The sequence below is a fragment of the Aureimonas jatrophae genome, assembly GCF_900104035.1.
Classification (GTDB): domain Bacteria; phylum Pseudomonadota; class Alphaproteobacteria; order Rhizobiales; family Rhizobiaceae; genus Aureimonas; species Aureimonas jatrophae.
Genome location: NZ_FNIT01000005.1, coordinates 337,822 through 362,356, shown reverse-complemented (window position 1 = coordinate 362,356; position 24,535 = coordinate 337,822). Strand labels below are relative to the sequence as shown.

At 63.6% G+C, this 24,535-nt stretch carries 28 protein-coding genes and 1 tRNA gene; 12 read left to right on the top strand and 17 right to left on the bottom strand.

The window, feature by feature from the left end; genetic code table 11:
* The 3 genes from BLQ76_RS13490 to BLQ76_RS21735 form a co-directional block, all read left to right on the top strand.
* On the top strand, window positions 1-326 hold a 326-nt coding region (locus BLQ76_RS13490), incomplete at its 5' end, for an integrase core domain-containing protein (protein WP_139184010.1).
* A 68-nt stretch (window positions 327-394) separates the two neighbouring features.
* Window positions 395-844 (top strand): PIN domain-containing protein, encoded by a 450-nt coding sequence (locus BLQ76_RS13485; protein WP_090674081.1) that lies wholly within the window; start codon window positions 395-397, stop codon window positions 842-844.
* Window positions 845-1,055: 211 nt separating this feature from the next.
* Window positions 1,056-2,495 (top strand): ApeA N-terminal domain 1-containing protein, encoded by a 1,440-nt coding sequence (locus tag BLQ76_RS21735; RefSeq protein ID WP_244977995.1) that lies wholly within the window; start codon window positions 1,056-1,058, stop codon window positions 2,493-2,495.
* 302 nt (window positions 2,496-2,797) lie between these two features.
* On the opposite strand, the gene BLQ76_RS13480 is transcribed toward BLQ76_RS21735, so the two are convergent.
* The 8 genes from BLQ76_RS13480 to BLQ76_RS13445 all read right to left on the bottom strand — a co-directional run bounded on the left by BLQ76_RS13480 (window position 2,798) and on the right by BLQ76_RS13445 (window position 10,359).
* Window positions 2,798-3,139, bottom strand: coding sequence for a hypothetical protein (locus BLQ76_RS13480; protein WP_090674080.1), 342 nt, complete (start codon window positions 3,137-3,139; stop codon window positions 2,798-2,800).
* Window positions 3,140-3,409: 270 nt separating this feature from the next.
* Complete coding sequence (locus BLQ76_RS13475; protein ID WP_090674077.1) at window positions 3,410-5,179, bottom strand: patatin-like phospholipase family protein; 1,770 nt, start codon at window positions 5,177-5,179, stop codon at window positions 3,410-3,412.
* Between the two features lie 23 nt (window positions 5,180-5,202).
* The gene (locus tag BLQ76_RS13470) at window positions 5,203-5,766 is read right to left on the bottom strand and encodes an AAA family ATPase (protein ID WP_090674074.1); all 564 of its coding nucleotides are present in this window, start codon (window positions 5,764-5,766) and stop codon (window positions 5,203-5,205) included.
* Between the two features lie 45 nt (window positions 5,767-5,811).
* Entirely contained in the window at window positions 5,812-6,966 is a 1,155-nt protein-coding gene (locus BLQ76_RS13465) for a hypothetical protein (RefSeq protein ID WP_090674071.1), read from the bottom strand.
* Window positions 6,963-7,682 carry a radical SAM protein gene (locus BLQ76_RS13460; RefSeq protein WP_139184008.1) on the bottom strand — a complete coding sequence of 240 codons (720 nt, stop codon included), beginning with the start codon at window positions 7,680-7,682 and terminating at the stop codon, window positions 6,963-6,965. Before BLQ76_RS13460 ends, BLQ76_RS13465 begins: the two co-directional genes overlap by 4 nt.
* 256 nt (window positions 7,683-7,938) lie before the next feature.
* Window positions 7,939-8,511, bottom strand: a complete 573-nt coding sequence (locus BLQ76_RS13455; protein ID WP_170842585.1) for a DUF4186 family protein — start codon at window positions 8,509-8,511, stop codon at window positions 7,939-7,941.
* A complete protein-coding gene (locus BLQ76_RS13450) occupies window positions 8,504-9,901 on the bottom strand; it encodes a helix-turn-helix domain-containing protein (protein WP_090674063.1) in 1,398 nt (465 codons plus the stop codon). Before BLQ76_RS13450 ends, BLQ76_RS13455 begins: the two co-directional genes overlap by 8 nt.
* Window positions 9,898-10,359: a DUF6932 family protein gene (locus BLQ76_RS13445; protein ID WP_090674061.1), complete on the bottom strand. Its 462-nt coding sequence runs from the start codon at window positions 10,357-10,359 to the stop codon at window positions 9,898-9,900. Before BLQ76_RS13445 ends, BLQ76_RS13450 begins: the two co-directional genes overlap by 4 nt.
* A 199-nt stretch (window positions 10,360-10,558) precedes the next feature.
* Here BLQ76_RS13445 and BLQ76_RS13440 point away from each other — a divergent pair, with 199 nt between their 5' ends.
* Window positions 10,559-10,849 (top strand): helix-turn-helix domain-containing protein, encoded by a 291-nt coding sequence (locus tag BLQ76_RS13440; protein ID WP_090674058.1) that lies wholly within the window; start codon window positions 10,559-10,561, stop codon window positions 10,847-10,849.
* A 13-nt stretch (window positions 10,850-10,862) separates the two neighbouring features.
* On the opposite strand, the gene BLQ76_RS13435 is transcribed toward BLQ76_RS13440, so the two are convergent.
* The 3 genes from BLQ76_RS13435 to BLQ76_RS13425 form a co-directional block, all read right to left on the bottom strand.
* Window positions 10,863-11,405, bottom strand: a complete 543-nt coding sequence (locus tag BLQ76_RS13435) for a hypothetical protein (RefSeq protein WP_139184007.1) — start codon at window positions 11,403-11,405, stop codon at window positions 10,863-10,865.
* Between the two features lie 3 nt (window positions 11,406-11,408).
* Entirely contained in the window at window positions 11,409-11,750 is a 342-nt protein-coding gene (locus tag BLQ76_RS13430; RefSeq protein ID WP_090674054.1) for a DUF3768 domain-containing protein, read from the bottom strand.
* A gap of 92 nt (window positions 11,751-11,842) precedes the next feature.
* On the bottom strand, window positions 11,843-12,403 hold the full coding sequence (locus BLQ76_RS13425; protein ID WP_090674052.1) for a hypothetical protein: 561 nt from the start codon (window positions 12,401-12,403) through the stop codon (window positions 11,843-11,845).
* Between BLQ76_RS13425 and BLQ76_RS22130 the strand changes: the two genes are divergently transcribed.
* A complete protein-coding gene (locus BLQ76_RS22130; protein WP_090674050.1) occupies window positions 12,378-12,557 on the top strand; it encodes a hypothetical protein in 180 nt (59 codons plus the stop codon). The genes BLQ76_RS13425 and BLQ76_RS22130 overlap by 26 nt on opposite strands.
* A gap of 319 nt (window positions 12,558-12,876) precedes the next feature.
* Here BLQ76_RS22130 and BLQ76_RS21730 read toward each other — a convergent pair whose 3' ends face one another.
* The 5 genes from BLQ76_RS21730 to BLQ76_RS13405 form a co-directional block, all read right to left on the bottom strand.
* On the bottom strand, window positions 12,877-13,911 hold the full coding sequence (locus tag BLQ76_RS21730; RefSeq protein ID WP_139184005.1) for a hypothetical protein: 1,035 nt from the start codon (window positions 13,909-13,911) through the stop codon (window positions 12,877-12,879).
* A gap of 146 nt (window positions 13,912-14,057) precedes the next feature.
* On the bottom strand, window positions 14,058-14,831 hold the full coding sequence (locus BLQ76_RS21725) for a hypothetical protein (protein WP_139184004.1): 774 nt from the start codon (window positions 14,829-14,831) through the stop codon (window positions 14,058-14,060).
* 345 nt (window positions 14,832-15,176) lie between these two features.
* A complete protein-coding gene (locus BLQ76_RS21720) occupies window positions 15,177-15,860 on the bottom strand; it encodes a hypothetical protein (RefSeq protein WP_139184003.1) in 684 nt (227 codons plus the stop codon).
* A 167-nt stretch (window positions 15,861-16,027) separates the two neighbouring features.
* Window positions 16,028-17,674 carry a DUF6538 domain-containing protein gene (locus BLQ76_RS13410; RefSeq protein WP_090674152.1) on the bottom strand — a complete coding sequence of 549 codons (1,647 nt, stop codon included), beginning with the start codon at window positions 17,672-17,674 and terminating at the stop codon, window positions 16,028-16,030.
* An 86-nt stretch (window positions 17,675-17,760) separates the two neighbouring features.
* Window positions 17,761-17,845, bottom strand: a tRNA-Leu gene (locus tag BLQ76_RS13405).
* Window positions 17,846-17,990: 145 nt separating this feature from the next.
* Between BLQ76_RS13405 and BLQ76_RS13400 the strand changes: the two genes are divergently transcribed.
* Window positions 17,991-19,016 carry a complex I NDUFA9 subunit family protein gene (locus BLQ76_RS13400; RefSeq protein ID WP_090674045.1) on the top strand — a complete coding sequence of 342 codons (1,026 nt, stop codon included), beginning with the start codon at window positions 17,991-17,993 and terminating at the stop codon, window positions 19,014-19,016.
* A gap of 187 nt (window positions 19,017-19,203) precedes the next feature.
* Here BLQ76_RS13400 and BLQ76_RS13395 read toward each other — a convergent pair whose 3' ends face one another.
* Window positions 19,204-20,001: an undecaprenyl-diphosphate phosphatase gene (locus BLQ76_RS13395; RefSeq protein ID WP_090674043.1), complete on the bottom strand. Its 798-nt coding sequence runs from the start codon at window positions 19,999-20,001 to the stop codon at window positions 19,204-19,206.
* Window positions 20,002-20,282: 281 nt separating this feature from the next.
* Here BLQ76_RS13395 and BLQ76_RS13390 point away from each other — a divergent pair, with 281 nt between their 5' ends.
* From BLQ76_RS13390 to BLQ76_RS13365, 6 genes are all read left to right on the top strand, one after another.
* Entirely contained in the window at window positions 20,283-20,975 is a 693-nt protein-coding gene (locus tag BLQ76_RS13390; protein WP_090674041.1) for a glutathione S-transferase family protein, read from the top strand.
* On the top strand, window positions 20,972-21,553 hold the full coding sequence (locus BLQ76_RS13385) for a histidine phosphatase family protein (protein WP_090674038.1): 582 nt from the start codon (window positions 20,972-20,974) through the stop codon (window positions 21,551-21,553). Before BLQ76_RS13390 ends, BLQ76_RS13385 begins: the two co-directional genes overlap by 4 nt.
* Before the next feature lie 65 nt (window positions 21,554-21,618).
* Complete coding sequence (gene queG / locus BLQ76_RS13380; RefSeq protein ID WP_090674036.1) at window positions 21,619-22,782, top strand: tRNA epoxyqueuosine(34) reductase QueG; 1,164 nt, start codon at window positions 21,619-21,621, stop codon at window positions 22,780-22,782.
* On the top strand, window positions 22,757-23,032 hold the full coding sequence (locus tag BLQ76_RS13375) for a hypothetical protein (protein WP_090674033.1): 276 nt from the start codon (window positions 22,757-22,759) through the stop codon (window positions 23,030-23,032). The genes queG and BLQ76_RS13375 overlap by 26 nt, the downstream gene beginning before the upstream one ends.
* Entirely contained in the window at window positions 23,029-23,922 is an 894-nt protein-coding gene (locus BLQ76_RS13370; protein WP_090674031.1) for an SDR family oxidoreductase, read from the top strand. Before BLQ76_RS13375 ends, BLQ76_RS13370 begins: the two co-directional genes overlap by 4 nt.
* 192 nt (window positions 23,923-24,114) lie before the next feature.
* Complete coding sequence (locus BLQ76_RS13365; protein ID WP_170842584.1) at window positions 24,115-24,504, top strand: septal ring lytic transglycosylase RlpA family protein; 390 nt, start codon at window positions 24,115-24,117, stop codon at window positions 24,502-24,504.
* Window positions 24,505-24,535: the final 31 nt, after the last annotated feature.

The following is a 24,535-nucleotide window of genomic DNA, read 5'->3' as shown; positions in this document are numbered from 1 at the left end:
TCATCGCCAAAGCCGTTCGCGAGTGGATCGCGGCGGTCGGGGCCAGGACCGCGTTCATCGAGCCGGGCAGCCCCTGGGAGAACGGTTATTGCGAAAGCTTCAACTCCAAGCTCCGCGACGAACTCCTCAACGGCGAGATCTTCTACAGCCTAGCCGAAGCCCGGATCGTCATCGAGAGCTGGCGCTGCCACTACAACACCAAGCGACCGCACTCCTCGCTCGGCTACCGGCCACCCGCTCCAGCCACCGTGCCGTGGCCGGCTGCGCCACCCCAACCTGCTTCGCCGGCCACCTCTACCGTCGCCTGCAAGCCCACCATGCATTAGATTGAAACCGGGCCACCTAACCGGGGCAGGCCAGAACGCGACCCGACCCCGACGCGGTCGGTGGATCTGTGAGCGGCGGTTTCCTGCTCGACACATCGGCGCTGTCGCTTCTTTCGCCCGATCGGCCGAGCCTGCCTGCAGGCGTAGCCGACAGGCTGCGCGGGGCGTCCGATCGCCTGTACGTTTCGACGGTCACCGTGGCCGAGATCCGGGAAGGCATCGCGAAACTTCGCCGCAAGGGGGCGATGGGACGGGCCAATGCGATCGAGGCGTGGTTCGTGACGCTCCGATACGTCTTCGCGGAACGGGTGCTCCCGTTCGGGATCGACGAAGCGGAGGAGTCAGGCGCGTTGGCCGACTGCGCCGTTGGGATCGGGCGGCATCTAAGTTTTGCGGACGTGGCGATTGCGGGGATAGCGAAGGCGCATCGCTTGGCCGTTGTCACCGGCAACGGAAAGCACGTCGAGCCGCTGGCGGCGTTCGGCGTGGTCGTCACCGACCTGGCTGGAATGGCCTGAAACGACCCAGGTCGGCCATGCGGACTGTCGTCGGCGTTTCCCGAAAGCCGACATTCATCGGCCGTCCGGCAAGGTCGGCTCGGGGTGGAATGCGGAGGTTGGCCCGCCGCCCGGAAGCGGGCATTCTGCCCCGCATGGAAAAAATCGCCCCGCCAGCCCGGCCACTATAGCCAGAGCTGAGGTGCGAAGATCAGAGTCGAGCGAATCCGTCATGTGGATAATCATACCCGATAGTGACGACACGAAAGAGCCTTGGGTCGGTCAGATCACTCGGAACGAAACCACCAAATCTCCCTGGCGTTTCGAGCTAGTCCGACCCGCAGAACACGCCGACCTGTACCGACAAGAACCGTTCCGGGACGCGAACAACGTGATTGGGCTCCTTGACCATGAAAAACCCTGTACATTAATAAGGCCAATAGTCGAACACATCGATCCAGGTAGGCTGGACGTTAAAAACAAGTCTCAACGGACGATAATAAAGGGCGAATTTCAGGCTCTGCTGTCAGATATCCCTGCAGAGGATGGTGACGAACCAAAATTCATGGGCGTAGCGTTTGAGTCAGTTGCGCTAGACGCTTGGTTTGGTTCGCCCACGTTTGCGCGGGATTTCAATCGTGAGACTCGAACGCCAACTCTAGACATCAAACCCAGCGAGACGGAGACATTCGCTGCTGGTGGGCTCGGTCAAGTGACAATCACCCGAGCGGCGCGTCTAGACTCTAAGCTCCGCTCGAGTTCGCTACGCTCGGCAACGATATTCAGGGTCGACTTTGAAGCCGCAAAGTCTATCAATGAAGTGATGAGTTTGGCTTTTAGCTTGGAGCGACTCTTCGGCTTTCTTGTTGGGTTCAGAGGACCGTACCCCGCCTTCACAACCTGGACTGCCAACAAAATCAAAGCAGGTGATATTGAGTGGAATTATGACGGCACTCTCCAGTTAGGCAGCGTCGACTGGACGGAGGGAGAGCCACCCCATCCCCTGAGCTGCGTGCACTTGAAAGGAATCGCCGGTGGTGAATTACCCAGTATCCTTGAACGCTATTTAGCGAACGAAGGGAACATCATTGACCGCATTCATGCAGTCGAGTTCAGCAGGTTTTTCTCACGTAACATCAACGACCGCTTTGCAGTTTCGATGCCAGTGATCGATAGCTACGTACAAGGTCGGTACAAGACGGGGGACGAGACGAGTTACATAGATGCACAGTCCGAGTTCTTCGCTTGGATTGAATCATCTACATCGGAGCCCGTTCGAGAATTTCCCAAGAAACACATTTCAATCAAAAACAGTAAGGCCCCCGGCCTCAAGACACTACTCCTGCGGGCCATAGAGCACGTAAACGGGAAGGGTTTTTGCTTCGACCCTGAACTGGCCACTCGCATCCAGGATAGAAGGGGTAAACTCTTCCATGCTGCACCGCAGATGGCTAAGGACGAAGTTTTGAAATTCTACATCGAAGTGCGCGCAATAGCTGGCCTGCTATTGCTGCATACCATTGAGGACCTTGGAATAAATATTGAATACCTTGCGCACCGATATCACGCGCTGGGCGACCTGCAGCCGTTCATGCAGCCCCCAAAGCGGGATCGGAAACCTGCAGATCCGTCAGAGGTAGGGCCAGAGCATCGCGGGGCGAGAGAACTCTAGCCTCAACGTCTCTGATGTTCTGCCACAAGCACCGGACGGGATGGCACGTAGTCACGTGATTTTTGCTCGGTGGAGGCCCGTAGCCCGATTAGGTGAAAGCGGCGTCGCCCTTCTGGGCCGCCCGCAAGCGGACGTTCTGAATTTCAGAGAAGGTTCGGAAGCGGGCGAAACAGCGATGTCCGCTTCGGTGCATCTGCTGCCGGGAGCGGACTGGCAGAAATCCACCCTTCACTGTTGCGCCGCGCGAGGGGCTTACCGGCGAGCAAGTGGGTGGTGGTTGTGTTGGTCGAATCTATGCGGAATCAAAAGCTAGGGCGATCCGCTGCTGCCGCGTTCCGCTCTTGCGCGCGATACGCCTGGATCGCCTCGCTGGCCCGCTCGCGCTCGGGCGTCATGACAAGGCTGCGCCCTTTGTAGGGCGACCGGCTGCCCAGCACACCCGGCGCGCTGTAGTGGATGCGATACGCGAGGTCGTCGAGATAAAGCCGACCCTTCGCGCGAAGGAGCGCGACCTCCTCGTCGTTTAGGCGCAGCAGGAACATGTAGTCCACCGCGCTGTGGCTGCACATCGCATCGAGATAGAGTTGCCCGTCCTCCTCCAAAAGGAGCCAGCCGTAGGGCTCGTCGTCCAGCACGATCATCATGGGTTACGAGCCATGATTTTTGTCACCATGAGGTTTAGGCCCGAGGCGTACCAAGTCACAAATAGTGAGCGTCAACCCAGATGTTACGATGAGCGGCGAATGCCATGTGACGACGCATACAGGTGTGCTTCGATGTGACAAGCCAGGCAGGCTTGGGCCGATAGCCAACAGGCAGCTTTTAGGCAATGTTCGTGAAATGCCGCCGGTTTGAAAAAACGACAACGGAGGTCAAGCGCCACGGCTTCTAACCCTTCCGACGGCAGATCAAGTTCATATCGCGCCCTCGATACGCTTCACGAGCTGGTCGAGCCTGTCGCGGAACTCCGGCCAAGGCCGTCTCGTCTTGCGGCTCGACACGTGGAAACCCGGCGCGTCCGGTACCTGAAGCCATCCCGACGCGCCTTCGTCGCCACTTTCGCCTTCCGGGGAGTCCGCCGTCTCCTCCGGGTCCTCGCGTCGTCCGCTCCAGTATTCACCGAACGTCTGTGCGACCATGACGAGCTTGTCCTCAACCTCCGGATCCAGCAGGAGGTGATCGTCCCCCTCGTCGAAGTCGAAGCATACCGCGGCCTGCGGTTCGGGGCGGTCCATCGGTTCGCGCAGGCTCCAGTCGGACTGCGTCCGAAGGATCGGTATACAGTAGGCATGTCGGACGGAGGCGGGTCGCGAAGCGTGGACATACTTTGTCGCAGCAACCTGGCGGTCGGAGGTCGGTATTTCGGAACACCGCAACAGGACCGGTTCTCGGACCTGTAGGGAGAGTGCCTGCGATCGGGAATCGAGGCGCATCACGAGGGAATCGTCTGCATCGCCTTCGAGCATTGCCGCGTACACGACCCTGCAACGGCTTTCGTCGACGGGCTGGATGGCGTAGGCGCGAACGGTTCCCTGGCTGGCGAAGAGGTCGGCGACCACGCCGATGAAAGCTCGTAGCGCCCGCTCCATGTCGGCAGGGTCCCGGGGGCCGATGCGACGATTGAGGTAAGCCTTCACGCCTTCGTAGCCAGTCTCGACGGTCGCGGCCTTGTCCCTGTTCACCTCCTCGAAGTCGAGGGTCCGGACGTTGGTCCGCAGTTCCATGAGATGAAGCTGCTCAATCCGCCTCAGCTCCATCGACGCCCTACTGCCGAGGGCAGACGGTACGAAGCGTCCGGCGAGCCTTCTCAGATGGAGACGGTCGCCCGGACGGTTGGGTGCCGACGCGATGCCGTCTATGGGATCGAGCAAACGAAGGGCGAAGGTCGGGATCCGCTCGTCCGCCTCGTCGCGCAGGTCGTCCAGGACCCACGCGGGGGCGTTCGACGCAATCCCGCCGTCAACGAAGATCGCGTCCTTGATCACGACGGGCCGAAAGAAAAACGGGTAGGCCATGGAGGCGACGACGGCGTCGGCAACGCTGGCGTCCGGGGTCTGGCGCTGACCGAACACCACGACGTTGCCGGCCGTCAGATCGGTCGCGACGACCCGAAGATCGATGCGGAGATCAGCGAAAGTGACGGGCCGGCTGGCGGGCACGTTGACCCGTTCTCTGAGTACCTGATCGAGCCATTCGCGGATCAGGTCCGTTCTCACCGCACCCGACGTCAGCCACAGGTCGCGGAGGACGCGTGCATGCAGCAGGTAGGGAATGAACGACAGGTTCGCTCCCGCGACCACGACCAGCCAGGAAAGCCGGAAGCGTGACAACACCATCCCAACCATCTTGGAACGCCTCGATGCGCTGCCGGCAACGCCGTCGTGCCGGGGGGCCCCGGCAAGCCATTTCAGGTGGTCCCGCAGCCGGCACACGCGGCGATACTCGCGTTCGTCCAGCAGCCGTTTCTCAAGATCCTCCGACAGAAGGCCGGTCTCGCCGTCCTCTCCCTTCGAGTAAAGGTCGGAAGATTCATAGCCGGCCGCCACCAGCGAAGCGATGATGGCCCCGATTGAGGTGCCGGCTACCGCACGGTATCGCACCTTGCGCTCCTCAAGAGCACGGAGGGCACCCACGTGTGCCAAGCCCTTCGCGCCGCCGCCCTCGAAGACCCCGAATATCTCCAAGCGACCCCCGCAGCCTTGCCGGCCTACGCGGCTTCCGCCACGATGGTCCTGTGCACCGCCCTGGCGAACGTTTCGACCTCGTCGGCGAGGATCGAGGTCGGCAAGGAACCGTTAATCGTCTTGTCCGCGTACTGGGGCAGAATACGAGGAAGCTGCGCCTCGGTGATGTCGGACTCGTAGCGGGCAATCAGCCGCCGCTCCACGTTGTCACGCTTCATGTGGCGCTCATGACGGATGTCGCTCGGCGTATCGATGTGGACCAGCCTGACCTGCGTCCCCTGAAGGGCGCGCAGCTTCATGAGAACCTCAACGTGCCGGACGCCGTCCACAACGACGCTCTGCGCGTCGCCGGCCTGCGCCAGCGTCTCTCTGACGAACGCGTCGAGGTTGGTAACGACGAGCGCCTGGCCCAGGCTCTGGAGGACCGCTCTGTCTTCCGGATCCCGGTGGTTGTCCCTCGCCACCTTCTTCACATGCGCGCCGAAGCTCGCGCGGCCCCAGCCGAGGCGTCTGGCGACTTCGATCGTAAGATCGGACTTTCCGGACCCAATACCCCCGGAGAAGGCGAGGATCAAGGTTGGGGCCATGTCAGGGTTCCCTTGTGCGGCGACGGTCTGGATCCCTTTATGCTGTCACGGCATGGCGGACAACGGCAAGCGTTCCGCTGGGAGGAGATCCGCGTTCCCAACAGCTTTGCGTTCGGCTTCGAGGAGAGCGAGAAGCATTCGGTCCCGCGACGCATCGGCCGAGGCATCAAGGAGTCGATCGAGTTCGGCTCTCTCCCCGCCCACGACTACGACATTACCCGAAGTCCATACGGACGCCGTCCGTCGAAACTGAGACTGGCTGCTGACGCTGTCACAGACACGGATGCGGAAGGGGAGACCATCGGCCGCGTCCGGCCTTACCCAGATGCGATGACCGTCAACGACCCGCTCGCGCCACTGGCCGGCCGGGTGCAAGCTGGAAGGCGAGATAACCTCGCCCGTCCTGCGGTGGGCCTGGACAAGTCCCGTTCGCCACGCAGGCGGCACGTTGCCGATCCCGGCCGCTTGAAACGCGCGCTCCTCGAACCGCGGCGTGCGGTATCTGACCTTGGACCAGGGACCGACGCGTTGCAGTCCGGGAAGTTGGTGGTCGGTTCGGTGAATGGACAGGCGCTCGGCGGACGAGGCTCCCGTGAGGACGTCGGGTCCCGTAACCAGGACCATCCCGCCTTCGCGAACGCCGAGGCATAGCCGCTCGATGAGGGGAAGTGCCGTGTCGTCGTGCCAAGGCGGGTCAATTGCGGCCGCCGCGGCATCCATGTCAGGCATTTTATCCAACTCGACGTAGGTCGCATCAGGCACCGCATGCCGCATCGCTGCCGCGATCGGGTCGCCATGGCGGACGGCAACCACGGTCCTGTGCGCTAGCCCTTGCCTTGCCGCCTCCAAGACGATTGTCGGTACGCACAACAGGAGGAACCGGTCCCTGGGGCCGAGGCCGGACAGCACGCGGCCGAGCAGGCGTCTTGGCTCGCCCGCGGCGAACCGCCAGTCGCTGTCCAGCGGATGCTCGACCGGAAGGGGTGAGGGGGCGGCACGGCGACGATGGAGGGGAAACAACGAGGCGTCGGTCACGAGGCGTGCCGCCCGTGCATTCATGTCCGCAGACGACCCCGCGACGCGCTCGAGTTCGCGGAGCACGTCGATCGGCCAAGCGCCTAGGCAGTTCGACGCGAGCGACCCGAAATCCCGCGCATCACGGAGGAGATCGGATACGACGGAGGCAAGGTCCGCCTTCACTCGGGTCCGCCTTCCAGCGACGACACGGCGTCGGTCCAAGCCTCGACCAAGCGCCACTGGTTTTCCATCGCATCACGTCGGACTGCGTCGATCCGCGATCGCATCGCAGAGAACTCGGTGACAAGCAGCGGGACCGTCCGTCGCGGAAGGTCCGACCTGATGTCGGCGAGCCGCGCGACCAGTTCCCGAACGCGGCCATCGTCCCCGGTCGTCCTCGGGCTTGTGAGGGTCACGTAGAGGTACAGGTCGAGGTCCGTGCGGCTGTAGCCGACGAGGATGCGCAGTTGGCGCTCGAACCCGTCTGGTTCCGCCTGGGTGTTGAACGAGAAGGATTCGGCGTCGAACCCCTTAAGGCAGCACACCTTCCCGTAGCCTGCGCCGTATCGCTCCATTCGCCTCAGGAGCGTCGATCCGTCCGGCCGCAGCAGGTGGTCGCTGCTCAGGTTGTCGTCGGACCACAGATATGTGGACTTCCCGATCCCGCGCGCCTCCACCGCATCCATTGTCCACGCAACCCATTCCGGAGCGAGGTCCGGAGACCCTCCGCTCAGGTCGAGGATGGGCGGTCGATCCTCCACGGCCGCATAGAGGTCTACGAGTTCGGCGGCGCTGGCCCAGCGCCCCTTTCTTTCGTCGCCGGCCAGAAGAGGGAACGGCACGAAGCAGTACCAGCAGCGCCACGCACACGCGGCGAGCTGGAAGACCTCCGCGTGCATGACGGCAGGGGGAGAGATCCTAAGCCACCGACTTGCGGGAACGATCGGGAGAAAGTTGTCCGGCCACCCTTCAGCAACTCTGCGACGGAAATGGCGACGTCGTCCCAAGCCGCCGGCATTCGTCGGAGCGGACAGGTCAGCCTGCTGCATGGACCCTTCGAGCCGCGAGACGAGGATCTCGCCGCCTCCCTCGCGCAGAACGCGTTGCCGCATCGCGTCGACCATGCGTTCGGTCGGGATGAGGCCAGCCATCGCTTCAACTTCCGCGCAGCATATCGTCGCCAACCCTGGCGTCGAGGTACCGATCGACGAGGAGGCATAGATACTCCTTCTCGTCGTCCTTAAGCTCGACGTTCTTCGGGATCCCGTGCCAGTAGAGTATGCACTGGCGGCAACAGGTGGCGGTCGCGTGCTGGGCATAGAGCACGACGTCGCCTTTCATAGCTGTCTGGCGGCCGTCATACACGCCCGCCGACTTGCCTACCGATGACGCGATGCGCTTGCGGACCTTCGCGTGAAGCGTCTGACGATCGTGCTTTCTGACCTTCCGAAGTGCGTCCCCGTCGAACGGTTGGCTCCACATGTGCTCCCGGATCTTCTCCGTGCGCATGTCTGCGAACAGGGCGTCAATCCGATCCGGATCGCGTTCGTGGGCCCTCTGCCAGTCAACCAAGTCCGCATCGCAAGCCCGGCACGGGCCGAACGCGGGCTTGTTCCCCGATCTCCTCTTCTGGAGGAAGCAGTGAAGATCGTTCTCGCAGTCTACGCTGGTGCAGGTGATCTTGATCTGCGGCAGCGGCTCGTCCAGCCGGGACGTCAAGTCATTCATCGACGCTCTCCAATATCTGGTCCAGCAAGTCCAACTCGATGCGGTCCAGCCGGGAGAAGTCCGCATTCCTGACGAACACGTCGCGAACGACCCGCCATGGATCGCCACCCGCCGGCTGCATCGACTTGGCGCTGGCCCACCAGTTCCGGCCACCATCCTTGTCGAGGTTCCCCGCGAACAGGTTGGCCATGATCCCGACCGGTACGTCCGCCTCCGCGGCGACCTGCCGGACGGCAGACTTCAACTGCTCGCTCCTGCTCTCGGACCGCTCGACGACCCGCGCCAGAAGCTCTGCTAATCGGCCGTCTGTCAGGACCTCGGCAGCGAACCTGTTCGCCCTGCGCTCGTCGGTCGACTCACGCCGATCCGACGAAGTCTCCTCGGCTTCGATCACGCCTAGGTCCGCTTTCGTCGCCGCGAGGTGGTAGACTTCGTGGATCAGGTCGAAGAGCGCACGGGCCTCGTCCCCGCCGCGGTTGCGCAACACGACGACCGAGCGTCCGCCGCGCCGCCAGCAAGCGCCGTCGAAATTCAGGCTGTCGTCCAACGCGATCACGCCGATGCCCATGGACCAGCATGCCACGGCTGCGCCTCGCAGGGAGATGCCGTCTGCGAATAAGGCGGCATGCATGTCCGAGATCGTGTCGGGAAGGGGCGAGGGAGGAGTCCGCACCGTCTTCGCGACAATGCCGCAGATCCCTTCGAGATAGGCCGCGTAGGCCCGCGTCCGCTCTTGGTCGGCCGAGGCCGGCAGCTTGAACTGCATCGCTGCGGGCTCGAACCCCTTGGACGCAGCCAGGCTCCGGAGGCCGAAGCCGAGAAGCTTGCGCAGTCTGGCATCGACCTCGTCCACGACTTGGTCGGGAAGGCTCGCGCGCGACTTTTTCGGCATGATGCGTCGGTCGACCACCTTCGCGGGAAGCCCCTTTTCGACCAACGCCTTGCGAAGGCGCTTAGGATCGGCGAAGGGGCGATCCGCAAGCGGCAGGCGGTGGTTAATGTCCAGGCGCAGAGCCTCGGCGACGCGCGCAAGAACGGTGAAGGCAGCAGAGGCATACCCTTCCGCCTCCCACCTCTGGATCTGCTGGGGACGCATGCCAAGAGCCGAAGCCAAGTTCGATTGGCTGAAGCCTCTCGCTATGCGGGCTTTGATCAGCGCCGTTGGCAAGTCGGCCAGGCTCTGGACCACGATTTCGGGAACCTCTCCCGCCTTTAGGGCCTCGTATTCCCGAATCTCCGCTTCGAGTTCCTCGACCGTCTCCTCGAGGGAGCGGATCTGTCGCTCATGAAACTGACCGGATCTGTCGGAATGCCGGAGCGAACCCAGCGCGAGGTTCAGCTTGTCGAGCTTCTTGCTGGTGATATTGAACTGGTGCTCGGTCGCGATCATGGCAGAGTTCCGAGATCCAAGATTACCACGCCCTTGGCGACGCCGTTCCTGTCCGTCTGGTAGAATTCGCGTAGGGGCGTGACATCGCCGAATGCCTTTTCCGGATGGACCTCGCCCCCGAATTCAGCCTTCATAATCTGCTTGCCCATAAACATTCTTGGATCGATCTTGAGCGGATCCATTCCTTCGTAGTCACAGCACGCATCGTAATCTTCGGGGTATTCCTTGTTCGTGACGAAGCTTCCGTCCAGCAGGAAGAAGACGCACCCCGCATCTCGAAGGTTCGTCGCCATGCGCAGCAGGCCCGCGAGCAATCGGCGGCGATGGTTGTTCCAGCCGAAACGCTGCGCCACCTCCGGCCATGTCGCCGCGTGCTCGCCCACGGGAAGATGCCCAGTTTGCTCATCGAACGAAGGTATCATTACAACGAATTTGTTGTAAAGCTGCCCGCGGGTCAAGGGCCTGTATCGTCTATTTGAGGTCGCTTACGCTGCTCGTAACGGGCAGCCAAAGCCAAGCCCTTCTACGATCAGAGGCCTGTTGGATCCTTTTGCGATCTCCTCGCGCTGCAGGATCTCGTCCGTCGTCCTCGGGCGACCCCCTTCTGAAGCCGCGCCAGCTCCTGCAATAGGGCGGGATCGGGCCCCACGATGCTGATTGCCTGAGATAGGCCATACCGGATGGCGTTGGCGGCTGCGGGGTGCGCGTGAATTGACGCAGGAGGCGTTTGCGTTGGAGGCGGAAGTCGCCAAACCATACCTTAGCCGAATCGAACAAGGTAAGGTGAACCCAACGATCGATATTATGGACCGCTTGGCAATCGCCTTTGGCGTGACGGTCAACGAGTTGCTGCAAGCACCTGACGTCGGCAGTGAACTTCCTGAGCAGATGCGGCCTGGTCGCAAGCCGAATCCTATCAAGAACGAAAAGCGACCCAAACGAAGTTGATCACAATCTGACACTAGGGCGAACAGGGGCTGGTTCTCGCTTCAGGTTGCCCATCACTTTGCATCGCTGTGCAGTGATTCAGTTGCGCCAGCACGCGAGCTTGTGAGCGTAGTGTCTCGATCGCTGCATCAAGCTCGGCGACGCCAGCCGCCTGCGTTTCCCGCAAAGCGGCCTCGACTTGCCTGCTCAGCGCCGTCAGTCCCAAGTTCGGGTGCTCGCGCTCGAACGCCTCGACATGGTCAGCCGTCGTGAACGTGCACCAGGGGGCATACAGCGCGGTTTGCCGGGCGAGGCGGGTTCGGGTGTCGATCAGGCGATATGCGCCGTAGCGGCCTGCCTGAAGCTGCTCCAGGGCGTCACGGCCGATGATGGTGCATTGCCCGTCGGGGTCATCGAGCGATGCCCATTCGAGGGGCGCGCGTGCCTTCTCGACCCCGAGCGCAAATATTGGAATGTGGCGCACGTCCGGTACGGCCAACAGGACACGGTGGGGAAATCGAGCAACGAGCGACGCGAAAGCGTTCAACGCGTTGGCGGGCGGCTCGCGAGCCGGCACCGTTTAATACTCCCGCGGCAGCATCAACGTCATGATGCGATGGGTGACGGCCGGGTCGGCGGGGTCAGGTGAATGCCAGCGCAGGTCGAGGTCGTAAGCCTCGACTTTGAACCACACCGTTTGCCCTTCGATCACGACCGACCCGAACTCATGCTCATCGAACGGGTCGTTGTACGCGCCGAAGTCATCAAACGCAGCGATGGCGCGTAGGGTCGCGGCAACGGCGGCTGCGCCCAGGGCTCGCACACCCGGTGTCGTGACGATCGTGCCGCCCGTCTGTTGCTGGCGAAGCTGATCGTTGAGGGTGCGCACCCGGTCGCGGGTGGTGACAACTAAGGTCAGCATGGGGAAACCTCCGATGTTGCGAAGGGGATGGAAAGGGTGAGGCTGATCGCGCGCCCAGGCCATCAGGGCCCAGGCACGCTGACGACGAAGCTTCAGGCCGTCGCCACGTCGGCCTCGGCCGGCGGCTCGACCTCACGCGAGGGGTGCATCAGGCTTAGTTCATGACGCTGGCGCACGAAGGTCGGCTCCTTCGGCCAGTCGCAGTACCGCAGGGTGAACCCGTCGGCCTTGTCGGTGCCGACCACCTCGCACTCGAACCATTCGCAATGTTTGGGCGCGATCGCAGCTAGTACGATTGCACCGATACGAATGTCGGCCCAATGGGTCGGCTGAAGCGACTCGATGGCATTGCCGGTACCGGCAACACTCTGCGAAGCGGGGTTGGACATGTTGGTCTCCGATGAGGTTGAGGGTGGCGTCGCGCCGCCTGACGACGTCAACGGCGTTGCGAGGGCAGGTTGGGACGCGGCAACCCCGTGATGGGCGGCGAGGGCCTGAAGCTCGGCGTAGAGCGCCGCTTTGACGAACGGGACGAAACCCCGGCCCGACGCGAACAAGCGGCCCTTCGGCACCTTGGCGGCCAGCGCCCGCTCGGCGTCGGTCGTGATGGGTACGATGCTCATGCCCATGATCCCGGCGGCCTTCTCGGCCAACGCGACCTCGCTCGCGTCGAAGGCCGAAGCGTGCGCCTTGCCGGTGTCGTCCAAGCCGAACACGATGACGGCCGGGGCGGGGGCTACCGAAGCAGGCTTCGAGGCCGACGGAGGCGATGCCGACGCCGACGAGGCGAGCGTCACCGCGCGTTGAGCCGACGAGGCGCTCATGAAAGGCTCCTAGAAACGAAGAAGGAGGGCTGAGCCCCCCTTGTCGAATGATTAGCGGTGATGAAGGCGGGCCGCGATCGGCCCGGTCGAAGGGTTGGCATGGGGATCTCCCTGTCGGCCGACGAGCATGTCGGCGAGGTATAAGCCTGCTCAGCGTATCAAATTTATGTCTATAAATCAATGGCTTATGAAAGTACCACAAGGGAACGCCCAAAAATCGGCTTACACTGTGGTGGACCACGTCGATGGAGTGGGGTTGTCCAAACAGGCAAGAGGGTCGACTGCCGAAGCAGCACGAACCGTCACAGCGCGGGCGGCGCACCCCGTGACGACGACGGCGTCATATGGTCGTGTAGGGCGACGCGATCGCAGTCCTGAAAGACCGGGCAGGTCGTGTTCTCGCAGCGGGCACGATCATCGATGCGCAGGCCGTTGCAGATGTTGAGTTCCGCGGACGACGCCAGCCGCCAAATTGCGAACTGGACGAAGCGTGGGAAGCAGGCGGGGAAGTCGGGATTGAACTCGCGCGCGTCGATGCGCTGTGCCAACCCGCGAATGAGGTCGGCGCATCCGGCTGGGGCGTAGCAGCGACCGTAAGGGTGCTCGGCCATGAATCGGCGCAGGGTGCCTGTGCGGTGCAGGTGATTGTGAAGCAGAGTGTCGATCACGACCATCCCAGCCCCCGTCGCGACCCATCGCTCGCGGTTCAAGTCGGCGGCGAGCAGCAAGTCGGCGAGCGCCATCGACCAGACCTTGCTTCCGATCCCGGTGATACCGCGTAGAGGATCAAGCAGCGCAGCCCCCATGCGAACGGCGCGGTCGGACGCGCCACGTCCTGGGTCGGCTTCGGCAAGGCGCTGATCGATCCAGCCGACGAGGTCACCGGCGCAGACGTCCCGAAGGAAGAAAAACAGCGCGTAGGCAGCTTGGATCAGCGAGCCCTTACGCGCCGGATGCTCCGGCAAGGGGCAGCCAACGATATGCCGAGGCTCCATGCATGTCGCCGTCGCCTTTCGGTAGCCACATCTGTCGAACGACCAGAACCCTCGCAGCCGAGAGCAGGACGGACCTGCCTGTATCGACGCGGCAATGTCGTCCCAACTGACGATGCCATGCTTCGACGTGAAGGCTGCGGCGTTGCGATCGGAGATACCCTGGAACTGGCTGACGCCCACGAGGTGATCGAAGAGGGCTGGCGCGTCGCGGTACGCGACGGCGCTGACAACGCCGTCGCGTACGAGGTTCTGTTGGATCGAAGCGAGGTAATCCCCTGGAGCCGCTGACAGCAAAGGCCGGGCGATCGCTTCGAAGCGATCCCATGATGACAACCCGTCCATCTCGTGCCCCCAGTGACCGCCTTGGTGGTCGCATAGGCCCAATAGTCGGCGTCAAGCCTTACACTCCTCGTCGCAAGTGAATCGCTTCTGTCAGAACGACAACGGCACGGAATTGAGATGCGTCGCTCTCGATAACTTCAGGGTTGTCAGCGGCGAGCCCGGGAGAAGGCCGCACGCGACGCGACGCGCGACTGTTCGCGACGATATGGAAGAAGCGCGTCCTTGCGGATGGCAGCAAGCAAGGGAACCCCTTCGCCCCCCGCGAACGCTAGCCGATGGAGGTACGCATCTTCCAGCATACGACACACCCTAGCCTTTTCACCTGGACGGAGTTCGCCTTTCCGCTGTCGAAAGAAGCCCGTCGGCTCCGAAATCATTTTGTGGGTTTTGGCGTCAAATCGCTTAGCTTTTTTGGGATAGCAGCGGTAATTGCTCTGCGGAAATTTCAGCATGTAGAGCAGTTTGCCGATCACTTCCTCTGGGCGCAGCTCAACCGCGAAGGCTGGCTCAACGCCTGGAAGAAATGCTTTGGATTGGGCGTTTAGGGTTTTCATGCGCTGCTGAAGGGTTGCCTTCTCACATCCCCAGACAAGGTGATGGCTATGCCAGGATGCACCTCGTTCGTGTCCTCTCAGCAACGCGCTCACGTTTGTGTAGTAGGCAAGTTCAACCATTCCGAGGTGCGAGAAGCCACTGAGTGCCTGATGCGCCCAACCCTGCATTCTACGAGGATCGAAGTCGGCAGCTTCACTCTCGGGTACGACGAACTTCCCAGGGATGAAGGTGACCCAAAAGAACGTCGTTTCTCGCTCGTCCATAAACGCTTGGAAGTGGCGCATAGCGACCGATGCAAACGCAATTCGGGCCTCATGGTTGTTTGCATAGAGGAAGAGAGCAGTGTCCGGTTCCAGCTCGCTCAAAATTGCTTGGCTGAGTTGAACCGACCCTTTTCGTCCCTTCCTCAAATAATCGAAAAATGCGCCAGTGTCCCGATGTGCCTCGACAAACGCTGGCCATGTGTTGAGTGGCCGACGTTTTCCCCTATAGGGGGTGGCAACGTGAGGTTTGTGACATTCGGCCGATAAACGGTGGTTAGAAGGCAGCGATAAGCTCATTGAGGGCATGGTTGGGGCTTTCGTGAGGGTGATGTGTGTTACAAGGCACCCCGCCCTTTACGTGACGCATCCCATTCTGCTCGCCGCCTGGGCGACCGGTCGCAGCCCGTACCATCTTCAACAGAAGGCTGCGCTCGTCATTTATCATGGTCAGCCCGCGTCCTTCTGCTCACGCCGGCGAAAAACGAAATCGCTGATTTGGTCACGGAGATTTGCCGACAGAGCTAGCAACTCCGCGTCGCTAGTGGGTTTTTGCCCCAATTGAAGCCTGCTGCGACCCGAGGGCTTGCGAGAAAGAGATTTATGAGATGGGGCGCTGTGACGGTAAGCTCCCCTACGCTTTCCCTTATCAGCTTTACGAATGCCGACTTCTTTGCGGTAGAAGGCTTCAATGCCACCGTTGTCCTCGATAAGTCGGGGAATTGCAGACGGAGCTACGCCCTCATCGAAGGAGCGAGCAAGAGCAACTGTATACCGAGTCGCTGTGTTGTAGGCGGCCCCCCTGACCCAGGCTTGCTTGAGAAAACGAAAAACAAGCCGTAAGATTTTATCTCCCGTCGGCAGCTTTCGGATCGGCGGGGACCAGTGATTGTTGGTTGCAAGTTTGCGCAGATCTTCTGGCGAGTCCTTCAGTCGGAACGCAACGGCATAGCCAACGGCTAGAAGCGAACTCAGAGACTTTTCGGCGAGAAAATCAACTTCGTGCACGGCCGTTTGACACTCAAGCGCAACCCTCATTGGATTGTCCGCGGCTTGAGCAATAAACTCGTCCAAAAGTTTTGCATCATGCGTCTTTTGGATGGTCTCGAGTGCTTTCGCATTGTAGCTGCCCATGATTGCAACCTCGCTTGTTGGGTACCCAACAGGACACAGCCGGGTGCTCACCGAGTCGACAGCGTTTTGCCCTGAGCCGCATCATCAGCCGTCCACTCAGTTTTTTCTAGTGCTGCATATCAATGGATTCCGAGACTTGATGAGATCCCTCGGTCGATCCGGCTACGTTAGCCCTCGAGTTTGAACGGAGGCAGTTTTTCGATCTCTTGAGCCATCGTGCGAAGGGTCACCTGACCGTAGGAGTCGGACACTGACCGAGGGGCGTGACCTTGAATGGCATCGAGAACGCGGGGAGGGATGCCGACCTCCATCCCAACGGTTTTGAACCGATGTCGCCAGCCATGAAACGGCGCGACGTTCGGGTCGGTGACAACCGTCCGCACGAAGGCCGATAGGCGGTTCTTCAGACCCTGCAGGGGCCCGAGCACGTCGCCTTCCTTGCCGACGGTGATGAATAGGTGGCCCTTGGGTGCTTGCTCGATGAACGTCGGAAACCCTAGCTGCTGCAGCTGGTAATGCAGAACCACCTCGCGAGCCTCGTTCGTTTTGACCGTCCCAGCCTCAGGCGTGATGCGGACGACCCAATGCCCGTCGCGTTGCGTGACGTCCTCTTTGCGAAGCTGGGCGATCTCGCCCAAGCGTGCGCCGGTGAAGGCGCACAACCAAGGTACCCATCGCTTGGCCGCACCCGTACGGGCATTCTCTCGGCCTAGCTCGAAGGTCGAGGCGGCCTGCAGAATGGCGATGGCTTCAGCGTCGGTGAACCCCTTGTCGCGAAGCTTGCGTGGCTTACCGAGCCTGATGGTGACGTTTGTTGCAGGATTCTCGGCCATTCGGCCGTTGACAACGCCCCATTCGAACACCGCCTTCAGGGCGGTCAGGTCGGAGTCCTTAACGGTCTTAGCAGACGGAACTCGGCCTGTGCGCGCTGACGGCGTCGCGAGGCGATGGTCCTTGAAGGCGATCACGTCCGCCTTGCCGACCTGAGTCGCGTCGTCGTGGCCGAGGAACTTGATCAATGTTGCGAACGCGTTGCGGTAGCTCTCATAGGTGCTGGGCTTACGCCCGGTCGCCTTCGCTTCCTGCCACCAGTCGTCGACCAGGCCGCTCAGCGACACGCTGGGCTGCCCTTTGGCGGCCCTTGGGCTGCCGCCTGTCGCGCCAACGCTATTCGGCGTCGCTGTATGGGTCAAAGCGGTTGGCGACGGCCTGTGGCCCCGCGCAGCGTAGTCACCGCGCGCTTCCTGCTCCAGAATCAAGCTCGCTCGCTGAACGGCCGCCCCGATGGCGCGGGCCATCGCGTCCCGACTGTCGTTCGACGTGACGAGGCCCCTGCCGGCGAGGAACGACGTTGCCTGTTCCCGGCACCAACGCTCCAAACTCGCATGTCGAAGAAACTGCACAGAGGTGAGGGCGTAGCCATCAACCGGAGCGGTCACCCAATCAGGCACCGGGTCGGCGTTGACCGCGTCCCGTGACCAAAGCCGCGCCCCGACCCGGGTGTCCCAAAATGTCTGCTGGCTTGGGTTCTGTTCATGCTTGCCCAGCCAGTCGTCGTAGAACGGCTCGGCCAACTCGTGGGCTTCACGCTCCGTCAGGGTGCGGGGGCCCGCCCTGAGGTTGGCCCAGTAAGCGTCATACTCCGAACGAAGCTGGGCATGGCGCAGCCGGGCTTCACTAGGGTCTTTCGTCTCGAGGCTGCGGGTGATTTCCTTGCGCCCAACGGCGGCGACCAAGTCGGCCGGCACTCGCATTCGGAACCAGTAAACGCCGGTTCGAGGATGCTTCTGCGGACGGCTCATCGCAAGGACCATGTGTAGCACCCCTGTGTAGCACTGGGGCGACGCTAAACCTATGATCCTGCTGATTTTCTTTGCGGGTCAACCCCTTACGGGGTTGTTGGTGCCCAGGAAAGGACTCGAACCTTCACGCCTCGCGGCACACGGACCTGAACCGTGCGCGTCTACCAATTCCGCCACCTGGGCACGGGGCGTTGTCTACGGGTGGGGTCGGGTCGTGTCAATGGCGCTTTCGCGAAATCCGTCGGCGCGGCTTTTCCGCTCGCGTGATTGCCGTTAAAGCCTGCCGCCACACCATACCCCGCCGGTCCGCAACGCGAAGAGAAGAGCCATGGCGATCGATACGAAAAAGCTGGTCACCGTGTTCGGGGGCTCCGGCTTCCTCGGCCGCTACGTCGTCCACGCGCTCGCCAAGCGTGGACACCGCATTCGTGTCGCGTGCCGCCGGCCGGACCTGGCCTATCATCTCCAGATCGCCGGCAATCTCGGGCAGATCCAGGCGGTTCAGGCAAACCTGCGCTTCCCCTGGTCCGTCGAGCGCGCCCTGGAAGGGGCGGATCACGCCGTCAATCTCGTCGGCATCCTGGCCGAGGCGGGCGACCAGAGCTTCACCGCTCTCCAGGCGGAAGGCGCCGGCCTGATCGCGCAAGGGGCCGCCAAACGCGGCATCGGCATGGTGCAGATGTCGGCGATCGGCGCCGATGCCGACTCCCCGTCGGAATACGCCCGCACCAAGGCCGACGGCGAGCGCCGCGTCTTGGAAGCGGTGCCGGGCGCCGTTATCCTGCGCCCCTCGATCGTGTTCGGCGCCGAGGACCAGTTCTTCAACCGCTTCGCCAACATGACCCGCCTGTCGCCGGTGCTGCCGTTGCTCGGCGGCGGCCACACCCGATTCCAGCCGGTCTTCGTCAACGACGTGGCGCTGGCCGTCGCGGATGCGGTCGAAGGCAAGGTGGAGGGGGGGCGGGTCTATGAGCTCGGTGGCCCCGAGGCCTTGAGCTTTCGCGCCATGATGGAGGAGATGCTGCGCGTCGTGGAGCGGCGCCGCCGCTTCGTGAACATCCCGTTCGGGCTCGCCGCCAAGATCGCGGACTGGACGAGCTTCCTGCCAGGCGCGCCGTTGACGACCGACCAGGTCACGCAGCTTCAGATCGACAACGTCGTGTCGGACCGGGCGATCAGCGAGAAGCGTACCTTCGAGGCCTTCGGCATCCGACCGCGCACGCTGGAAGCCGTTCTGCCCACCTATCTCGTTCGGTTCCGGCCGCAGGGTCAGTTCACCAAGCCTCAGCCGCACGACGACCGCCCGGCCGAGGACGAAACGCTGCCCGGCGACGACCAGCCCGCCAAGGCCTAACCGGCCAACGGCAACGGTCGGGGTTGCGGGCTCCGGGCCCCAGGGACCGGTCCGAGGCCTTATCCTGAAGCTGACATGCAAAAGGGGACCCAAGCGGTCCCCTTTGTGTATCCGGGCTGGGCCGCAGACCGAGGCCCTCGCATTCGTACGACGTGGGACGTTCAGCCCCGCTTCGTCTTTGCGTCACTCAGCGGTAGGCGAGAAGAAGACCGATGCCGATCGCGCCGACGACGATGCGCCACCAGGCGAAGGGAGCGAAGCCGTAGCGCGACACGAAGGTCAGGAGCGATCGCACGACCACGAGCGCCGACAGGAACGCCGCCACGAAACCGATTGCGATCACCGCGAGGTCGTCCGTGGACAGAAGCTGGTAGTTCTTGAGAAGGTCGAAGGCGAAGGCGCCTGCCATGGTGGGCATGGCGAGAAAAAAGGAGAACTCGGCCGCCGATCGCTTGTCGGTGCCGAGCAGAAGCGAGCCCGCAATGGTCGCGCCCGAACGCGACGTGCCGGGGATCATGGCCAGGCACTGAAACAGGCCGATCTTCAGGCAGAGCGAGAGCGGGTAGTCCTCGACGTCGCGATAGCGCGGAACGAGCGGCAGGCGGTCGATCACGAGAAGCAGGATGCCGCCGATCACCAGCGCGATGCAGATCGTCATGGGCGATTCAAGGAGGACGGTCTTGATGAAGTCGTGGGCCAGCGCCCCGATCAGGGCCGCCGGCAGGAAGGCCAGAAGAATGCCTCCGACGAAGCGACGCGACCTCGGGCTGGAGGGAAGCGTGACGGCCAGGTGCCACAGGCGGCCGAAATAGACCGAGAGCACGGCCAGCACCGCGCCGAGCTGGATCAGGATCGGAAACGTGTTGCCCGTCGAGCGAAAGCCGAGAAGCTCGCTCGCGAGGATGAGGTGGCCCGTCGACGAAACCGGAATGAACTCCGTCAGACCCTCGAGAATGCCGAGGATCACCGCGTCCAGATAGGGCATGTCGATCGTCTCCAGACAGGTCGGGGCGCTTGCCCGGAAGGACAGGACGCGTGAAGGGCCGCAAAACGGGCGCGGTCCTCTTACGGGCTGAAGCTTTCGCGCGCCAGTCGGCCCGTCCCGCGATCTGCCGCTTGCGGATTCGCGAAGATCGGCTATCTCCGGTGGCCTATCCGGCGGTTCAGCCGTCGGGGTTCCTCGCCGATCCACCGGCGGCGTCCCGCTTCCGGGTCGCTCTTGGTCGGCGCGGCGAGCACCGAACGAATGAGAGTTCTCCCGCCTTCATGCTCACGCTTCACCATCACCCCATGTCCGCCGCCTCCCGCTTCATCCGGTTGGTGCTCGGCGAGTATGGCGAGCGGGTGGAACTGGTGGAGGAGCGTCCCTGGCAGCGGCGACAGGAGTTCCTGGCGCTCAACCCGGCGGCGACGTTGCCGGTTCTGGTGGAGGACAACGGCCCTGCGATCGTCGGCGGGACGGTCGCGGCCGAGTATCTCGACGAAACGCGCGGGGCCTTTCAGCGCGAACGCCGCCTTTTGGCCGAAAAGCCGGGCGAGCGCGCCGAGATCCGTCGGCTGACCGAATGGTTTCTCGGCAAGATGGACGGGGAGGTGACGCGCTACCTCGTTCGCGAGCGCGTCTTCAAGCTGGAGATGCGCGCCGAGGAGGGGGGTGGTCCGCCCGACGCCTCGGCGATCCGCGCCGCGCGCCTCAATCTCAAGAACCACATGCGCTACGTCGGCTGGCTTGCCGAGAGTCGCAACTGGCTGTCGGGAACGCGGTTGTCCTACGCCGATCTGGCGGCGGCCGCGGCCGTCTCCATCCTCGACTATCTCGGCGAGGTCGCCTGGGACGAGGAGCCGCTCGCCAAGGAGTGGTACATGCGGATGAAGTCGCGACCCTCGTTCCGCCCCTTTCTGGCAGAGCGCGTGCGCGGCATCCCGCCAGTCGCGCACTACGGCGAACTCGATTTTTGAAGGGCGGACGTCTCGTCTTCATCACCCATCCGGAGGTCGTGATCGATCCGGCCGTTCCGGTGGAGGCCTGGAGCCTGTCGGCTCGTGGGCGCGAGCGCATGAACGCCTTCGCCCGCGAAGGGGACTGGGACCAACTCGTGGAGGTTTGGTCGAGTCGCGAGCCGAAGGCGCGCGAAGGCGCCGAGATCCTCGCCGCTCGGCAGGGCCTCGTCGTTCGAAGTCGAGACGATCTCGGTGAGAACGACCGCCGCGCGACCGGCTTCCTGCCGCCCGACGAGTTCCAGCGCACGGCCGATCTCTTCTTCGCCCATCCCGCTGAGAGCATCCGCGGCTGGGAGCGAGCCGTGGACGCGCAGGCGCGCGTTCGCCGGGCCGTTGATGCCGTCCTGGCGGAGGCGCCGTGCGAGGGCGATGTCGCGGTGGTCGCGCATGGCGGGGTGGGGACGCTGCTCCTCCTGTCGTTCCTGGGCGAGCCGATCAGCCGAAGCGCGGACCAGCCCTTCGAGGGGCACTACTGGACGCTGGAGCGTTCGAGCGGCCGAGTGCTGCACCGCTGGCGCCCGATCGCACCACGCTGACGGCGATCTGCGAGATCAGGCCGGCCTGATTGGCAGCGCGACGAAGCGGTTCTAGAAGCGGTCGCATGGCGGATCCCTTGAGCCCCGCGGCCCTGCGCCGGTTTCTGGATGCGGACGCCCGACGCCTCGGCTTCGACGCGGTGGGCGTTGCGCGGGCCAGCGAGAACACGGCGGCTGCGGCGGGCCTCGAGGCCTTCGTCGACGCGGGCTTCCATGGCACGATGGGATGGCTGCCCGAGACGGCCTCGCGGCGTCGCTCGGTCGGCTCGCTCTGGCCCGAGGCGCGCACCGTGATCGTGCTCGGCCTGAACTACGGGCCCGACGAGGACCCCTTGGCGATCAACGCGCGACCGGACAGGGGCGCGATCTCGGTCTACGCACGGCACCGCGACTACCACGACGTCGTCAAGGGCAAGCTGAAGGAGCTCGCCGGCCGACTCCTCGCGCGTGCGGGAACGCAGGCCGATGGCGAACCGCACGGGGTCAAGGTCTTCGTCGATACCGCTCCGCTCATGGAAAAGCCGCTCGGGCAGGCGGCCGGTCTCGGCTGGCAAGGCAAGCACACGAACCTCGTGTCGCGGGCGCACGGCTCCTGGCTCTTTCTCGGATCGATCCTGACGACGCTGGATCTCGCGCCGGACGAGCCGGGCGAGGACAGTTGCGGCTCCTGCCGCCGCTGCCAGGACGCCTGTCCGACCCATGCCTTTCCCGAGCCCTACCGGCTCGATGCCCGGCGTTGCATCTCCTACCTCACGATCGAGACGCGGCATGTCGTGCCGCGCGATCTGCGCGCGCCCATCGGCAACCGCGTCTACGGCTGCGACGACTGCCTCGCGGTCTGCCCGTGGAACAAGTTCGCCTCGGCCGCGCGCGAGGCGAAGCTGCGGGCGCGCGACGACCTGAGGGCCCCTGCGCTCAGCGAACTTCTCGCGCTCGACGACAGGGCCTTCCGCGCGCTCTTCGCAGGCTCGCCGATCAAGCGGATCGGACGCGACAAGTTCGTGTCGAACTGCCTGATCGCCGCCGGCAACTCCGCCGACCCCGCGCTTCTGCCGCCGGTGCGCGAGCGTCTGGGGGACGCGGCGCCGCTGGTGCGCGCCATGGCGGTCTGGGCGCTGGCACGGCTCGCGCCGGCGGATGCCTTGGCAGCCCGGGCGGCCGCCCTCCATAACGAGCGGGACGACCTCGTGCGGAGCGAATGGGATGCGATCGATCGACAGGACGCCTGAGAAGGCGAGACTGCCCGCAGCGCGGCGGCCCGCGGAGGCAACCGGCGCGCGGGCCGTCGGTGCCAGCGCCACCGGGGCCGCCGCGCTCGGCGCCCTGTCGGTCGGCGCGCTCGCGCTCGGAGCGGTCGCGATCGGTGCTTTGGCGATCGGTGCGCTGAACGTCAGGCACGCGCGCGTTCGCCGCCTGCGGATCGACGAGCTCGAGATCGGCCGTATCCGCTTCCTCGACGAGTCGGCGGAGCGCCGATGACCGGGGCGTCGGAAGAAGGCGTCTTCGTCTTCGGCGCGGGCTATTCCGCTGTGGCCTTTCTGGAGGCGCCCGAGCCGGCCCGCATCCTCGGAGCGACGACGCGCTCCGCCGAAAAGGCCGTGTCCTTCCGGGCGCGCGGGTGGCCGGGCCTCGTGTTCGACGGCGAGACGCCGGGGGAGGGCATCGCCGAGGCGCTGAGGCACACGACGCATCTCGTGGTGTCGATCGCACCGGGCGAGCGGGGCGACCCGGTGCTGCGCTGCTATCGCGAGACGATCCTTCGCGCGATGCCGCATCTCGTATGGATCGGATACCTCTCGACCGTCGGCGTCTACGGGGACCATGGCGGCGCTTGGGTCGACGAAGCGACACCGCCCCGACCGGTTTCCCGCCGCTCGCACGAGCGCCTGGAAGCGGAGGAGGCTTGGACGGCTCTGGCGGCCCAACGCGGCGTACCGCTCGCGATCCTGAGGCTGTCGGGCATCTACGGTCCCGGCCGCAACAGCTTCGTCAATCTCGCCAACGGCCGGGCCAAGCGCCTCGTGAAGCCGGGGCAGGTCTTCAACCGCATCCATGTCGCCGACATCGCCGGTGCGCTTCGGCTGCTCGCGGCCCGTTGCATTGGGGGCCTCTACAACGTCACGGACGACGAGCCGGCGCCCCCACAGGACGTCGTTCTCCATGCCGCGCGGATGATCGGCGTGGAACCGCCGCCGGAGCAGGATTTTGCCACCGCCGAACTGACGTCGATGGCACGATCTTTCTACGGAGAGAACAAAAAGGTCTCGAATCGCCGTTTGAAAGCGCTCGGGTACGAATTTTTTTTCCCGACATTTCGTGAAGGGCTGATAGCGCTCAAGCCCCGTGACGCAGGAGAAAACGAGGGTTAGCGATTTCGTCATATATCAGGCGGAAATAGAGCGTGATGGAACCGTCACGGTTTCGCCCCATCCTGCCCTCACCCCGACCCCGTCGAACGGCGGGGGCCACGAGGGGAAAGTTCGAATGAACTCAATGGGTTCGTTCATCTTTCAATAAGGCTCGGTCCCTGTTCCGGCGAAAACAGGACAGGTTCCGAAGAGTTGAACGTAATGACGATCGCGGCGGCTGCCGTCGTATTCACCGGCTTCGTGGCCCATTCCGGGTCCGCCGAGGCTGCTGGCGGCAAGACGACCTGCGGTCGCGCGTCCTGGTACGCGCTGACCTCGCGCACCGCTTCCGGCGAGCGCATGAACCCGATGGCGATGACCGCCGCTCACAAGACCCTGCCGCTCGGCTCCAAGGTCAAGGTGACCAACCTCAACAACAACCGTTCCGTGGTCGTTCGCATCAACGATCGCGGCCCCTTCGTGAAGGGACGGATGATCGATCTTTCGAAGGGCGCCGCCGGCAAGCTCGGCTTCATCGGCGCGGGACATGCCCGCGTCCAGATCGAGCCGGCCGACGGCTCGGGTACGGGCGACTGCGCCTAATATCCGTCCGGGAGCCGGCGCCTTGCGGTGC

What these genes read in the sequence shown, in the direction of transcription:
- BLQ76_RS13455 (WP_170842585.1), bottom strand. Translation starts at nt 8,511, where the DNA reads ATGAATGACTTGACGTCCCGGCTGGACGAGCCGCTGCCGCAGATCAAG.
- BLQ76_RS13375 (WP_090674033.1), top strand. Translation starts at nt 22,757, where the DNA reads ATGCGATCGATCGACAGGACGCCTGAGAAGGCGAGACTGCCCGCAGCG.
- BLQ76_RS22130 (WP_090674050.1), top strand. Translation starts at nt 12,378, where the DNA reads ATGATCCCGGCGGCCTTCTCGGCCAACGCGACCTCGCTCGCGTCGAAG.
- BLQ76_RS13470 (WP_090674074.1), bottom strand. Translation starts at nt 5,766, where the DNA reads ATGGCCCCAACCTTGATCCTCGCCTTCTCCGGGGGTATTGGGTCCGGA.
- BLQ76_RS13460 (WP_139184008.1), bottom strand. Translation starts at nt 7,682, where the DNA reads ATGCACGCGGAGGTCTTCCAGCTCGCCGCGTGTGCGTGGCGCTGCTGG.
- BLQ76_RS13370 (WP_090674031.1), top strand. Translation starts at nt 23,029, where the DNA reads ATGACCGGGGCGTCGGAAGAAGGCGTCTTCGTCTTCGGCGCGGGCTAT.
- BLQ76_RS21720 (WP_139184003.1), bottom strand. Translation starts at nt 15,860, where the DNA reads ATGGGCAGCTACAATGCGAAAGCACTCGAGACCATCCAAAAGACGCAT.
- BLQ76_RS13410 (WP_090674152.1), bottom strand. Translation starts at nt 17,674, where the DNA reads ATGGTCCTTGCGATGAGCCGTCCGCAGAAGCATCCTCGAACCGGCGTT.
- BLQ76_RS13395 (WP_090674043.1), bottom strand. Translation starts at nt 20,001, where the DNA reads ATGCCCTATCTGGACGCGGTGATCCTCGGCATTCTCGAGGGTCTGACG.
- BLQ76_RS13400 (WP_090674045.1), top strand. Translation starts at nt 17,991, where the DNA reads ATGGCGATCGATACGAAAAAGCTGGTCACCGTGTTCGGGGGCTCCGGC.
- BLQ76_RS13450 (WP_090674063.1), bottom strand. Translation starts at nt 9,901, where the DNA reads ATGATCGCGACCGAGCACCAGTTCAATATCACCAGCAAGAAGCTCGAC.
- BLQ76_RS13480 (WP_090674080.1), bottom strand. Translation starts at nt 3,139, where the DNA reads ATGATGATCGTGCTGGACGACGAGCCCTACGGCTGGCTCCTTTTGGAG.
- BLQ76_RS21735 (WP_244977995.1), top strand. Translation starts at nt 1,056, where the DNA reads ATGTGGATAATCATACCCGATAGTGACGACACGAAAGAGCCTTGGGTC.
- BLQ76_RS13430 (WP_090674054.1), bottom strand. Translation starts at nt 11,750, where the DNA reads ATGCTGACCTTAGTTGTCACCACCCGCGACCGGGTGCGCACCCTCAAC.
- queG (WP_090674036.1), top strand. Translation starts at nt 21,619, where the DNA reads ATGGCGGATCCCTTGAGCCCCGCGGCCCTGCGCCGGTTTCTGGATGCG.
- BLQ76_RS21730 (WP_139184005.1), bottom strand. Translation starts at nt 13,911, where the DNA reads ATGGACGGGTTGTCATCATGGGATCGCTTCGAAGCGATCGCCCGGCCT.
- BLQ76_RS13390 (WP_090674041.1), top strand. Translation starts at nt 20,283, where the DNA reads ATGCTCACGCTTCACCATCACCCCATGTCCGCCGCCTCCCGCTTCATC.